General features: G+C 60.9%; 11 protein-coding genes. All 11 read right to left on the bottom strand.

Features of this window, described 5'->3' with window-relative positions; translation table 11 throughout:
* Nucleotides 1-28: 28 nt before the first annotated feature.
* The 11 genes from POR16_RS00570 to POR16_RS00520 all read right to left on the bottom strand — a co-directional run bounded on the left by POR16_RS00570 (nt 29) and on the right by POR16_RS00520 (nt 13,047).
* Nucleotides 29-1,486 (bottom strand): NAD-dependent succinate-semialdehyde dehydrogenase, encoded by a 1,458-nt coding sequence (locus POR16_RS00570; RefSeq protein ID WP_005887844.1) that lies wholly within the window; start codon nt 1,484-1,486, stop codon nt 29-31.
* 114 nt (nt 1,487-1,600) lie between these two features.
* Nucleotides 1,601-2,758: an acetylornithine deacetylase gene (argE, locus tag POR16_RS00565; protein WP_005887843.1), complete on the bottom strand. Its 1,158-nt coding sequence runs from the start codon at nt 2,756-2,758 to the stop codon at nt 1,601-1,603.
* Nucleotides 2,755-3,909, bottom strand: a complete 1,155-nt coding sequence (locus tag POR16_RS00560; RefSeq protein WP_005887842.1) for an NAD(P)/FAD-dependent oxidoreductase — start codon at nt 3,907-3,909, stop codon at nt 2,755-2,757. Before POR16_RS00560 ends, argE begins: the two co-directional genes overlap by 4 nt.
* A complete protein-coding gene (locus POR16_RS00555; protein WP_024690305.1) occupies nt 3,906-5,315 on the bottom strand; it encodes an FAD/NAD(P)-dependent oxidoreductase in 1,410 nt (469 codons plus the stop codon). The genes POR16_RS00560 and POR16_RS00555 overlap by 4 nt, the downstream gene beginning before the upstream one ends.
* Nucleotides 5,294-5,605 (bottom strand): (2Fe-2S)-binding protein, encoded by a 312-nt coding sequence (locus POR16_RS00550; RefSeq protein ID WP_005887839.1) that lies wholly within the window; start codon nt 5,603-5,605, stop codon nt 5,294-5,296. Before POR16_RS00550 ends, POR16_RS00555 begins: the two co-directional genes overlap by 22 nt.
* Complete coding sequence (locus POR16_RS00545) at nt 5,602-7,443, bottom strand: ABC transporter ATP-binding protein (protein WP_005887837.1); 1,842 nt, start codon at nt 7,441-7,443, stop codon at nt 5,602-5,604. The genes POR16_RS00550 and POR16_RS00545 overlap by 4 nt, the downstream gene beginning before the upstream one ends.
* Before the next feature lies 1 nt (nt 7,444).
* Nucleotides 7,445-8,323, bottom strand: a complete 879-nt coding sequence (locus POR16_RS00540; protein WP_005887835.1) for an ABC transporter permease — start codon at nt 8,321-8,323, stop codon at nt 7,445-7,447.
* Nucleotides 8,320-9,276, bottom strand: coding sequence for an ABC transporter permease (locus tag POR16_RS00535; RefSeq protein ID WP_005887833.1), 957 nt, complete (start codon nt 9,274-9,276; stop codon nt 8,320-8,322). The genes POR16_RS00540 and POR16_RS00535 overlap by 4 nt, the downstream gene beginning before the upstream one ends.
* Nucleotides 9,277-9,307: 31 nt before the next feature.
* Nucleotides 9,308-10,945, bottom strand: a complete 1,638-nt coding sequence (locus tag POR16_RS00530) for an ABC transporter substrate-binding protein (RefSeq protein ID WP_005887831.1) — start codon at nt 10,943-10,945, stop codon at nt 9,308-9,310.
* 93 nt (nt 10,946-11,038) lie between these two features.
* Entirely contained in the window at nt 11,039-12,313 is a 1,275-nt protein-coding gene (locus POR16_RS00525; RefSeq protein ID WP_005887829.1) for an NAD(P)/FAD-dependent oxidoreductase, read from the bottom strand.
* A gap of 65 nt (nt 12,314-12,378) precedes the next feature.
* The gene (locus POR16_RS00520) at nt 12,379-13,047 is read right to left on the bottom strand and encodes a haloacid dehalogenase type II (RefSeq protein ID WP_005887827.1); all 669 of its coding nucleotides are present in this window, start codon (nt 13,045-13,047) and stop codon (nt 12,379-12,381) included.
* Nucleotides 13,048-13,075: the final 28 nt, after the last annotated feature.

Here is a 13,075-nt window from a genome sequence, read left to right as displayed (position 1 = left end):
GGCGCGAGAGTCGGTTGTACTGCGCGCCCTACAACCCACCCACGTGAAACGCCTTCACTTCCAGGTATTCGTCCAGACCGTAGCTGGAGCCCTCGCGGCCCAGGCCGGACTGTTTGACGCCGCCGAACGGGGCGACTTCCATAGAGATGATGCCGGTGTTGAGGCCGATCATGCCAAACTCCAGCGCTTCGCCGAAACGCCACGAACGGCGCAGGTCCTGGGTAAAGTAATACGCGCCAAGGCCATAAGGCGTTGCGTTGGCTAGTGCCAGCGCCTCGGCTTCATCGGTGAAGCGCATCAGCGGGGCGACCGGGCCAAAGGTCTCTTCGTTGGCCAGCAGCATGCCTGCATGAGCATCGCCCAATACCGTTGGCTGGACGAACTGGCCGTCGCCCTCGGGACGTTTCCCATACAGCAATTTCGCGCCCTGGCTCAACGCGTCATCAATGTGCCGGGCTACCTTGCTGACGGCTGCCGGGTTGATCAGCGGACCAATCGTCACGCCGTCTTCCAGGCCATTGCCAACCTTGAGTTTGGCGACCTCTTCCACCAGCCGCGCAGCGAAGCGGTCGTAAATGCCGCTCTGCACCAGAATCCGGTTCGCACACACGCAGGTCTGACCGGCGTTGCGGAACTTGCTGAGCATAATGCCAGCCACGGCCTGTTCCAGATCGGCGTCGTCGAACACGACAAACGGCGCGTTGCCGCCAAGTTCCAGGCTCAGACGCTTAATGTGTTCGGCACTTTGACGCATCAACAGACGGCCCACCGCCGTGGAGCCGGTGAAGGAAATCTTGCGCACCACCGGGTTTCCGGTCAGCTCTTCGCCGATGCCGGCAGGCATGCCAGTGACCACGTTGAAGACACCAGCAGGAATGCCTACACGCTCGGCCAGCACTGCCAACGCCAGAGCGGACAGCGGCGTAAGGTCAGAAGGCTTGACGATGATCGGGCAGCCCGCGGCCAGCGCTGGTGCGCATTTACGGGTGATCATCGCGTTGGGGAAATTCCATGGCGTGATCGCGGCGCAGACACCCACCGGCTGCTTGAGCGTCATCAGGCGACGGTCGGCACTGGGCGCAGGGATGGTTTCACCGTAGGAACGACGCGCCTCCTCGGCGAACCATTTGACGAAGCTGGCACCGTAGCGAATCTCGCCCCGAGCCTCGTTCAGCGGCTTGCCCTGCTCGAGGGTCATGATCAGCGCCAGGTCTTCGACGTTCTCGAGCATTGCCTGATGCCAGCGATCCAGCAGGGCCGCCCGCTCGGCGGCAGGACGGGCACGCCAGGCCGGCCAGGCGCGATCAGCGGCCTCGATGGCACGGCGGGTTTCAACCCCTTGCAGGGCAGGAACCGTTGCGATCACTTCGCCCGTTGCCGGGTCGGTTACCTTCAGCGTTGCGCCGTCGTCAGCGTTGATCCATTGGCCATCGATGTAAGCGCGGTCTACCAGCAGGCTGGGGTCTTTCAACTGATTCTTGAGCATGGTCGAGTCCTGTTTCGGGATACCTGCCAGTCTAGGCAGACGTCACAGTCCAGGATGCTGAAAGCGGGATAACGGCAGTGTCCGATGCTGAAATTTACGCCCGGACGGCAGCCTCTACTGCTTCAGCGAGCCGAGCAGACTTTGCAGAAAACGCTCGCCTGCGTCCATCTGACTCTCTTCGATAAACTCGTCCGGCTTGTGCGCCTGCTCGATGGAACCCGGGCCGCAAACCACTACCGGCACGTTGAGTCGCCCTGCAAACAGACCGCCTTCGGTGCCATAGGACACCTTGATGTGTTGCGTACCCGGCTCGGCAAAAGCATGCAGCATGCGCACCGCTTCGACGCTTGGGTGAGTCTCCAGTGCCGGGTATTCGTTCATGACTTCGATCTCGATGGCGGCCACGCCCGACAGCAGTCGCGCTTCACGTACCAGCACCTCGGCACGCTCGCGCAATTGCTCCAGCAATGCATCGGGATTGTCACCCGGCAGGTTGCGGTACTCGAACTCCATGGTGCACAGGTTCGGCACAATATTCAGCGCCTTGCCGCCATCGATACGGCCGATGTGTACGGTGCTGTAAGGGATGTCATAACCCTCGTCACGCGCGCCTTGCTGTTCGATCTGCTTCTGGCTCTTGCGCAGTTCGGCGATGAAATCGCTGGCCAGATGAATCGCGTTAACCGCCCTGGGCGCCAACGAAGAGTGCGCTTCCTGACCGCGACAGAACGTGCGATAGGACGCCTTGCCTTTGTGTCCGACCGCAAACTGCATCATCGTGGGTTCGCCCACCACACACAGGAAGGGCCGCATCGGTGCCAGATGCAGCACGTCCAGCAGCCGACGCACGCCGACGCAGCCGATTTCTTCGTCATGCGACAAGGCCAGTTGCAGCGGACGCAGCAGCGTCATGTCTGCGGCATCGAGCATTGCGTCGATGGCCAGCGCAATAAAACCCTTCATGTCGCAGGTGCCACGACCATAGATGCGCCCGTCACGCAGCGTTGCCTGAAAGGGCGGCATCGTCCACGCCTGACCAGCCGCCGGCACGACGTCGGTGTGGCCGGAAAGCAGCACACCGGGCACGTCTTGCGGTCCGGTACTGGCGAACAGGTTGGCTTTCTTGCCAGTTTTGTCCTTGACGATCAACGACTCGATGCCCTTGCTGGCCAGCAGCTCGCGGACGTATTCGATAAGTGCCATGTTTGGCTCAGACGACACAGTGTCGAAGGCAATCAGGCGCTTGAGGATATCCAGTGCGCGTGGGCTCATGAGGCTTTGCTCGCTTGTTCATTGAAAAGGTCGAAACGACGGATGTCGAACGGGCTAATCGAAGTGCTGGTCGCGCCGGTACTGATCAGCTCAGCCATCACGTCGCCCACGCCAGGGCCGAGCTGAAAGCCGTGACCGCAGAAGCCGAACGCATAGAACAGCCCGTCGACCTTACCGCTGGCGCCTATCACCGGCAGTGAATCGGGCGTGTAGCCTTCGATGCCGCTCCACACGCGGATGATGTTCAGATTACCGACGCCGGGCAGCAGACGACGCATCTGCTGCACCTGATTGATGATGCTGCGTGGCTCGACATGGGCACGACGATTGGCCATGTCCGGCTTGCTGCGAAAACCACCGCCGATGACGATGTTACCGCGCGCAATCTGCCGAAAATAGATGACTTCATGAGGGATTTTGGTGAACACACCGATCACTGTCGGCAGCGCGTAAGGCACCGGTTCAGTAACAGCCATCTGCGGGCCGTGAGTGTCCAGCGGTACCGGCTCGCCGAATTGCGCGGAGATTTTCTGCCCCCATGCGCCTGCGGTGATCAGCAATTGATCGGCAGTGAAGACACGTCCGTCAGTGGTGGTTACTTCGAACGCGTTACCGACCTTTTCGACCTGTGCCACTTCGGTGCGCTCTTCGATCCGCGCCCCGGCCCTGATTGCGGCGCGGGCAAAGGCCGGTGCAGCGAGACGCGGGTTGGCGTGGCCGTCGTGCGGCGCATAAGAGCCGCCCTTCACGTCGGGGCCGAGAAACGGAAAGCGCTCGTGCAGTGCTTTCCCGCTGTAGATTTTCAGGTCCAGCTCGCGCGCTTCAGGAGCCGCCGCGTAGGCTTCCAGTTCGCAGATTTCGTCTTCGCGGTAGCAGACGCGCATATGGCCGCTGGGCAGGAACTCCAGGTCTTCGCCGATCAGTTGCGGCAGCTTCTGCCACAACGCCCTGGAGCGATTGGCCAACTCCAGTTGCCCCAGATGGCGACCCTGGCGCCGTACATTGCCGAAGTTCACGCCGCTGGCATACTGGCCGATCACGTCGCGCTCCAGCAGCGTCACCGACTTGCCGTGCTGCCGCAGAAAAAACGCCGACGCCGAGCCCATGAAACCGCCACCAACTATCAGTACATCGACCTTGGGCTGCTTCATGAAATCACCTCGTCCACCAGCATCGACAATGGTTTGACCGGCGCTTGACCGCGCTGGCGACCGACTTGCTCGACCGGCACACCGGCCTCGGCAGCGATCACTTCGGCGCCGGCCTGCGAGCAATAACGCCCTTGGCAGCGGCCCATACCGACACGGCTGAACGCCTTGGCGCGATTGACCTCGCAAGCGCCTTTCTCACGCACCACGCCACGGAGCTCGCCTGCGCTGATCATTTCGCAACGGCAGACAATGGCGTCATCGGGCAGTGCAGCGGCTTGAGCGGAGGGCCAGGGGAATGCTTCGGTGAGACCAACGCGGAAGCGATCCATGACCACCAAATGCTTGCGCACGTCTTCACGACGCGCGTTATCCACAGGCAGGCCAAGGTCGTCCAGCAGCGCTATCGCGGCCAGTCTACCTGCTTGCTCGGCGGCATCGGCACCGCGAATCTTCGCACCATCGCCCGCCGCATAGACACACTTGACCGAGGTGCGGCCCTCTTCGTCGACCGCCAGCACCCATTGCCCGGAATCCTCATCGAAACGCAGGCCGCAACCGGCCAGATCTGCCAGCTGGGTTTCCGGGCGCAGGTGATAACCCAGCGCCAGCGCATCGCAATCGACGGTCAGCAACTTGCCATTGGCAAGCTTCACACGCACGCCCGAGACACCGGCCTGCTCGTCACCCAGAATTTCTTCAGGTTGCACGCCAAGATGCACCGGCACCCTGGCGCTGTATAAACGGGCCAAAAGCTTCATGCCGTCGAACAGCACACCGGGGCGCGCCAGCAATTTGGGCATCGCGGCAACGCGCTTGCTGAACGGAGAAGTATCGAGCACCGCTGCGACATCGGCACCGGCCTTGACGTACTGGCTGGCAACCAGATAAAGCAACGGGCCACTGCCCATGAACACCACGCGACTGCCAATCGAGACCGATTGCGACTTGAGCGCGATCTGCGAACCGCCCAGGCTGTAGGTGCCCGCCAGTTGCCAGCCCTTGATCGGCATCAGACGGTCGGTGGCGCCTGCGCACAGCATCAGCGCGTCGTACTCGACCACGGTGTGCAGGCCTTGGCTGGCGCAGCACAGCTCGCCTGGCGTGAGGTTCCAGGCGAGGGTATCGGGGCGATAGTCGATCTGCGTGCGCAAGCGATCGAAGCTTTCGTGCAGGTCGCGCGCCTTGGCTGCTTCAGTGCCATACAACGCCGGATAATCACGCTTGAAGCCTTCCGGCTGGCGACGGTAGATCTGCCCGCCGTCACGCCGGTTCTCATCGATCAGAATCGGTCTGATCCCGGCGGCCAGCAGGGTTTCTGCACAACGGGTGCCCGCCGGGCCAGCGCCAATGATGACCACTCGAGGGCTGGCAGGGTTCTGAACGTCTAACCGTGAAGAAGTGGCCATTTCGCCTCCGGTTGAGTGGTGACGATATCCAGCCCGTCGCGGACTTCACTGGAGCAGGCGCGCAGCCGTTCACCGCTGCGCGTCCAGACCCAGCAGTCCTGGCAGGCACCCATCAGACAAAACCCGGCACGCCGCCCGGCGTCGAATTCGGACTGGCGCAAAGCGGCCGTGCGTGTCAGCAACGCCACCATCAGCGTATCGCCTTGCAAGGCTTCGATGGACGCGCCATCGACCGTGAGGCTCACCATCGGACGATCACGCTCGCCCAGCCTCACAAAACGGCTGTTCATGCGTACGCTCCGGCAGTGACAGGGTTCAGGTCTTTCTGCACGGCTTGCAGCTCGTCGCCGTCACGATGGCAGAGGATTTCGCTGCCGCCAGCAATCCGGCGACGGCCTGGAGCGGTCTTGTTGCACAGGCCCTCGACGCGGGACGGGCAGCGATTGAGAAAAGTACACAGCTCAGGATTACTGGCCGGAGCACTGATCGGCGGCAGCTTGCCGCTGGTCACGCCGCAGCTTTCCAGCCAGCCCTGACGCAGCTCCGGTACAGAATGCACCAACAGGTCGGTGTACGGGTGGAAGGGCACGCGGCTGAAGGACTCGCGGGTGCCCTCTTCGACCTTGTGGCCGCTGTACATCACCACAATGTCATCGCACAGCGCACGCACAGTGGAGATGTCATGGCTGATGAACAGGTAGGAAACACCCAGCTTGCGACGCAATTCGCCGAGCAGTTCGAGAATGCACGCGCCGACCACGGTATCCAGCGCCGACGTCACTTCATCACAGAGGATCAAATCCGGTTTGGCCGCCAAAGCACGGGCCAGGTTGACGCGTTGTTTCTGCCCGCCAGACAGTTCATTGGGGCGCCGATCCGCCAGCTCGCGCGGCAGGCGCACAAGGTCCATCAGCTCACCAATACGATCGTTCAGCGGCTTGCCTTTCAGCCCGAAATACATCTTCAGCGGTCGGGCGAGAATAGCGCTGACGCTGTGCATCGGGTTGAGCGCGGTGTCGGCATTCTGGAACACCATCTGGATGCGCCGGAACTGCTCTTCAGTGCGGCCTGACAGCGAGCCGGACAACTCCGCACCGTCGAATGTCAGGCTGCCGAGGGCCGGGTCCAACAGACCGGCAACCACACGAGCCAAGGTTGATTTGCCCGAGCCGGATTCGCCGATCACACCGACCGCCTGACCACGGCGGATGGTAAGGTCGATGCCTTCCAGCACCCGAATCATCGGCATGCCTTGCAGGTCCTTCTTGCCGTAGCCAGCGGTCAGGCCCTTGATGGTCAACAGCGTGCTGTCCTTGGCCACCTCGCTGGCCGGGGTCAGCACTCTGTCCGGACGCGCCGCCGCCAGCAGGCTCTGGCTGTAAGGGTCTTTTGGCCCGCCGAGCAGCGCCGCGGTGCTGCTGGTTTCGACAATCTGCCCGCCGTTGAGCACGACAATCTGGTCAGCCATTTGCGCCACGACGGCCAGGTCGTGAGAAACATACACCGCTGTTGCCCCACGCTCGCGAACCACACGCTTGAAAGCGCGCAGCACATCGATCTGCGTGGTCACGTCCAGGGCCGTGGTGGGTTCGTCGAGGATCACCAGCAATGGATCGCTGATCAGCGCCATCGCCGCCATTACACGCTGCAACTGGCCGCCTGAGACCTGGTGCGGATAACGCTTGCCGATGGTGTCCGGGTTGGGCAACGCAAGGTCTCGGAACAACTCGACAGCTTTGGCCTCCAGCGCCGCACGGCTGCCCAGGCCATGAATCAGCGCGCCCTCGATAACCTGATCGATCAGCTTTTTCGCGGGGTTGAAAGCCGCTGCCGCACTTTGCGCGATGTAGGAAACACGATTGCCACGCAGGCCCTGCAACTGGCTTTCCGGCAGGTTGAGCATGTCGTGCTCACCAACCTGAACCACGCCGCCGGCCAGCTTGCAGCCACGTCGGGCATAGCCCAGCAGCGCCAGGGCAATGGTGGTCTTGCCTGAGCCGGACTCACCGATCAACGCCAGCACTTCGCCTTTTTCCAGCGAGAAACTGACGCCTTTGACGATTTCCAGTTCGCCGTGATCGCCGTCGGCTACCACGCGCAGGTCTTGCACTCGAATCAACTGGCTCATATCAATGCCCTCCCGAACGGCGACCGCGCCGTGAAGCCAACCGGTCGATGAAAAGGTTGACACCGATGGTCAGCGTACCGATCGCCAGCGCAGGAATCACGATGGCCGGAGCGCCCTGACTGAGGCCGCCGATGTTTTCGCGCACCAGCGAACCAAGGTCGGCGTCGGGCGGTTGCACGCCGAGCCCCAGAAAGCTCATGCCGCTGAGCAGCAACACAATGAAACCGAAGCGCAGCCCCAAGTCAGTCATGACCGGGTTGAGCATATTCGGCAGGATCTCCCGACAGGCAATATAAATGCGGCCTTCGCCTCGGGTACGCGCTACCTGCACGTATTCCAGCGCTTCGATATTCACCGCCAGGCTGCGCGCAATACGAAATGCACCCGGCGTGTAACTGAGCACCGCCGTGCAGATCAGCAAGACTTCAGACGATCCGAATGCCGACACCATGATCAGCGCCAGCATCTTGCTGGGGATCGAGATGAACGCATCCATCAGGCGACTGATAACTTCGTCCAGCCACTTGGGCGCGACCACCGACAGCAGCGCGCACAATGTGCCGAGACCACTGGCCAACACGGCAGAAATCAAGGCCAGGCCCACCGTGAAGCGCGCGCCGACCAGTACCCGGCTGAGCATGTCGCGGCCCAGGTAGTCAGTACCAAAGGGGTAAGCAGCGCTGATGTTTTCGAACATGTTGTCGGAAACCACCTCACCCACCGGATGCGGCGCGAGCCAGGGTCCGAACAGCGCGACCATCAGCCAGATGAAGCACACCGTCGCGCCCAACAGGCCCAACCAGGAGGTCGGCCGGGACACTTTTTTGCTCGGCATCGGTTCCGCCGCAACAGGCGTCGATTTCGCAATGAATTCAGTCATTGGGTTCTCAGCCTCGGGTTAGAAAGAATTGCACACAGGTCGGCCATCAGCACCAGACCCAGGTAAGCGGAACAGAACAGCATGGTGCAGCCCTGAACCAGCGCCATGTCTCGGTTGGTCACGGCATCGACCATCAGGCTGGCAATACCGGGATAGTTGAAGATGGTTTCAACGATGACCACCCCGCCCAGCAAGTAGGAAAGGCTCAAGGCCACTGCATTGACGATCGGCCCGATGGCGTTCGGCAGTGCGTGACGCAATACGATGCGAACCGGTCCGACGCCCTTGAGGCGCGCCATTTCCACATAAGGGCTGTCCAGTTGGTCGATGACTGCAGCACGTGTCATGCGCGCCATCTGCGCCACGATTACGCAGCACAGGGTCATGACCGGCAATGCGTAGGTGCGCATGAACTGCCAGGGTGAACTGACATCGCCGCCATACGACAGAGCTGAGAGCCAGCCCAGGTTGACGGCGAAAATCAGCACCGCCAGGGTTGCCACCAGAAACTCGGGCACCGCCACCAGCGTCAGCGTGATGAAGTTCAGGGCGCTGTCCAGACGACTGCCGCGATACATCGCGGCACCAATGCCCAACGCCAGAGCGACAGGCACCGACACCAGCGCGGTGGTTGCCGACAGCATCAGGGTCTTGGGAAAACGCCCTGCAATCAGCTCGGAAACCGGCATCGCGTTGGAAACGGACTCACCGAAGTTGCCACCGAGCAGATTGGTCAACCAATGCAGATAACGCACCACACCGGGTTGATCCAGGCCCAGTTTTGTCCGCAATGCCGCGACTTGTTCAGGCGTCGCAAATTGCCCAAGAGCCTGTTGCGCAGCGTCTCCAGGCAGCACCGCCGTAATGGCGAAAACCACGATGGAAACGATCAACAACGTCACGATCGCCGCGCCGAAGCGCTGCACGATCAACCAGAGTGTGTTGCTATTCATCTGCATCCTCCCGCTCGATTCAGCGTTTCATTTACGCGTCCAGCCACACCTGCTCGCTGAACATGTAACCCATGAAGCCGCCCAGCGGGTTGCTGGAATAGCCCTGGATACGCTTGTCCACACCATCGATATTGCTGATGAAAACCGGGATGCCGACGCCGCAGTTCTGGCTGACCAGCGTCTGCATGTCGCCATACATCTTGGCGCGTTTGGTGTCGTCGGTTTCGCCACGGGCCAGCATCAGCAACTGGTCGAACTGATCATTCTTCCAGCCGGATTCGTTCCATGGCGCGGTGGACTGGAAGAACTGCGAGAAGATCACGTCGGCGTTCGGGCGCGGGTTGATGTTGCCGAAGCTCAGCGGATGCTTCATCCAGTGGTTGGACCAGTAGCCGTCGCTTGGCAGACGGTTGACGTTGAGGGTCAGACCAGCCTGCTTGGCCGACTGTTGCAGCAGCACCGCAATGTCCACCGAACCGGTCGCAGCAGGCGATGCCGCCACGGCCATGGTGATACTTTCCATACCGGCTTTCTTGAGCAGGAATTTGGCTTTCTCGGGATCGTAGGCACGCTGCGGCAGATCCGCGTTGAAGTAGCGCGAGCCAGGCGAGATCGGATGGTCGTTGCCGACGCGTGCATAACCACGGAACACCGCCGACTTGACCTGTTCGCGGTCCAGCAGGTATTTCATCGCCTCGGTAAATTCCGGGCTCTTGCCGGGCATCTGATCCTGACGAATGATCAGGTCGGTGTAGTTGCCGGACGGCGCATCGACCACACGGTGCGTGGAACTGGCCGCAATGCGCGAGGTGGAGCGCGGGTTGACCTCGTTAATCATGTGTACGTCGCCGGACAGCAAAGCGTTGACCCGCGATGGTTCGTCGGCAATCGCGATGAACTCGATCTCATCCAGGTAGGGCAGGCCCGGCTTCCAGTAGTTGGGGTTGCGCGCACTGACCGAACGCACGCCAGGGTTGAACTCCTTGACGGTGAACGGGCCGGTGCCGATGCCTTTGCTGAAATCGGTGGTGCCTTCGGGCACGATCAGCAAATGCGATACCGCGAGGATCGACGGCAGCTCGGCATTTGGCGAACTGAGGGTGATCTGCACTTCCATCGGGCCGGTGGCCTTGATCTCGGAAAACTGCGCCATCAGTGGCAACACTTTCGAGCCGGTGGCCGGGTCCTTGTGACGCGACAGAGAGAACACCACGTCGCCAGCAGTCAATGCCTTGCCGTTGTGGAAAGTCACGCCCTTACGCAAGGTCACGGTCCAGACTGTGGCGTTGTCGCTTTCGATCTTCTCGGCCAGCTCCATGTGCGGAACCAGATGGCTGTCGAAACGGGTAAGACCGTTGTAGAACATGAAATGGCGAACATAGTCGGTGGACAGCGCGCCCTTGGCCGGGTCGAGTGTATCGGCCGTGGAGCTGGACATGCCGGCAACCCGAATGCGACCGCCCGGCTTACCTTTGACCGGAGCATCCGCGTCATCGGCAAAGACTTTACCCGCCGCGCTGAACAGGCTGGTGGAGCCGGCTGCGACCACACCTGCAACGCCCAGCATGCGCAGCGCATCGCGACGTGACAGACCGCGATTGAGCCCTTCGAAAACCCGCAGGCTGTCTTCGCCTGTGATCAACGTGGAGTCGTTTTTTTTGTCAGTCATATCAGTTCTACCTGTCGAAAAGGGGAAATTCCGAGTTGCTCACGGTTGGCCGGAGCGTCCTTCATGCACACACAACGACGGTCAAACGAAAAATCAGTGGCGGCTGTCCTGATAGCGGTAATAAGCGCCTACCAAAGGCAGAAACCAGGGCTTGCCGAAGTGGCCGGGAATGGCGGACCACTTCAGGTCTTTCCAGGGGTTGGCTTGCGCCTTGCCTTCCATGACCTCGGCCATCACCTTGCCCATGTGTACCGACATCTGCACACCATGACCGCTGTAGCCCATCGAGTAGAAGACGCCGTCGTGTTCGCCTGCACGCGGCAAACGATCGGAAGTCATGTCCACCAGTCCGCCCCAGCAATAGTCGACCTTGACGTGCGCCAGCTGCGGGAACATCTGCACCATCGCCGCTTGCAGCACCTTGCCGCTTTTGGCGTCGGAGCTGCTGTTGGACATGGCAAAGCGCGCCCGACCGCCGAACAGCAAACGGTTATCCGGTGTGAGGCGGAAATAGTTGCCGATCAAGCGACTGGTCACGTAAGCACGCTGATGGGGGAACAACTGATTGATCAGCGCCTGCGGCAACACTTCGGTGACAATCACAAAACTGCCGACCGGCACGATGCGACGCCGATACCAGCCCAGCCCGCCATGCTGACAGGCACCCGTCGCCAGCAACACTTGGCCGGCCTGAATCGAGCCCTTTGAAGTGTTTACCACGAAGCCGCCACGGTTGGCTTTCCAGTCCTTCACCGTAGCGCCCTGATACACCCGTGCGCCATGACGCACAGCGGCATCAGCAAGGCCCAGGCCAAAACGACCAACGTGCATCTGCACGCCGTTGCGCTGCAGCAGGCCACCGTGAAATTCGTTTGAACCGATTTCGCTGCGTACGTCTTGAGCCGAAAGCAGCTCGACGTCCGGATCGACCTCACGGCGTATCAACTCGCAGGTGCGCGCCAGACCTTCGTAATGCCCAGGCTTGGCGGCCAGCTTGAGCTTGCCGTTACGCTTGATGTCACAGGCAATGCTTTCCTGCTCGATCACGTTCACGACGCTCTGCACCGCGCTTTCATAAGCCTTGTAATACTCACGCGCCTGATCGGCACCCAGGGTCGTGCTCAAAGAGGCATAGTCCTGAGCCACACCGGTATTGCACTGCCCGCCATTGCGGCCAGACGCTTCGCCGATCACCCGACCAGATTCCAGAACCACCACGCTGGCACCTTTCAAGGCCAATGCACGTGCTGCCGCGAGCCCGGTAAAACCACCACCGACCACCACCACGTCAGCTTGCCCCTCCACTGCGCCATCTTGCGCGCCGGTAAAATCTGGAGCTGTGTCGAGCCAGTAAGACTCACTGCGCATTCTGTTCCCCTTCTCACTCATTGAAGAGCACCTTGAAAAATGCCGGTGTTGCCAGTGCGCCTGGCTTAAAAGCCTACCAGCCCGGCCAGACCGCCGATGTCCGGGATCTGGTGGTATTCGTAGGAGCTGTTGGCTGGTTGCTCGTGGCCTCGAGCCACAAACGCCTTGTTTCTGATTTTCATGTCGTGAGCCGAGAACAGGTCGTAACGGAAGCTGGAAGACACATGCAAGATGTCGTCCGGACCGCAACCCAGGTTGTCGAGCATGAACTCAAAAGCAGCCAGACGGGGCTTGTAGGCCTGGGCCTGTTCAGCGGTGAAGACCTTGTGGAAAGGAGCGCCGAGTTTCTCGACGTTGGACATGATCTGGCTGTCGCTGGCGTTGGAGAAAATCACCAAGGGGATCTTGTCGGCGATTTTCGACAGACCGGCCGGCACGTCGGCATGCGGGCCCCAAGTCGGCACGGCGTCGTAATAGAGCTGGCCTTCTTCACGGTATTCAACGTTCCAGCGCTTGCAGGTACGAGCCAGTGCGACTTTCAGGATTTCGTCATAAGGCATCCAGTCACCCATGACCTGGTCCAGGCGATACGCCGAGAAATCCTTGACGAACTGATCCATTTGTTCAGCCGGAACGCGGTCGGCGAAGAGCTCGCGCGTCATGGTGCCCATGTGGAAATTGGTCAAGGTGCCGTAGCAGTCGAACGTAATGAATTTTGGTCGAAGAAAGCTCATTGTGTGCGGTCCTGAAGGTTTGTTGAGG

This window comes from Pseudomonas coronafaciens pv. oryzae str. 1_6 (assembly GCF_000156995.2).
Taxonomy (GTDB): Bacteria; Pseudomonadota; Gammaproteobacteria; order Pseudomonadales; family Pseudomonadaceae; genus Aquipseudomonas; species Aquipseudomonas tremae.
This window is presented reverse-complemented; position numbering and strand designations above follow the sequence as displayed.

Excerpts from the sequence above, each read along its gene's own strand:
- POR16_RS00570 (WP_005887844.1), bottom strand. The coding sequence starts at position 1,486 with ATGCTCAAGAATCAGTTGAAAGACCCCAGCCTGCTGGTAGACCGCGCT.
- argE (WP_005887843.1), bottom strand. The coding sequence starts at position 2,758 with ATGAGCCCACGCGCACTGGATATCCTCAAGCGCCTGATTGCCTTCGAC.
- POR16_RS00560 (WP_005887842.1), bottom strand. The coding sequence starts at position 3,909 with ATGAAGCAGCCCAAGGTCGATGTACTGATAGTTGGTGGCGGTTTCATG.
- POR16_RS00555 (WP_024690305.1), bottom strand. The coding sequence starts at position 5,315 with ATGGCCACTTCTTCACGGTTAGACGTTCAGAACCCTGCCAGCCCTCGA.
- POR16_RS00550 (WP_005887839.1), bottom strand. The coding sequence starts at position 5,605 with ATGAACAGCCGTTTTGTGAGGCTGGGCGAGCGTGATCGTCCGATGGTG.
- POR16_RS00545 (WP_005887837.1), bottom strand. The coding sequence starts at position 7,443 with ATGAGCCAGTTGATTCGAGTGCAAGACCTGCGCGTGGTAGCCGACGGC.
- POR16_RS00540 (WP_005887835.1), bottom strand. The coding sequence starts at position 8,323 with ATGACTGAATTCATTGCGAAATCGACGCCTGTTGCGGCGGAACCGATG.
- POR16_RS00535 (WP_005887833.1), bottom strand. The coding sequence starts at position 9,276 with ATGAATAGCAACACACTCTGGTTGATCGTGCAGCGCTTCGGCGCGGCG.
- POR16_RS00530 (WP_005887831.1), bottom strand. The coding sequence starts at position 10,945 with ATGACTGACAAAAAAAACGACTCCACGTTGATCACAGGCGAAGACAGC.
- POR16_RS00525 (WP_005887829.1), bottom strand. The coding sequence starts at position 12,313 with ATGCGCAGTGAGTCTTACTGGCTCGACACAGCTCCAGATTTTACCGGC.
- POR16_RS00520 (WP_005887827.1), bottom strand. The coding sequence starts at position 13,047 with ATGAGCTTTCTTCGACCAAAATTCATTACGTTCGACTGCTACGGCACC.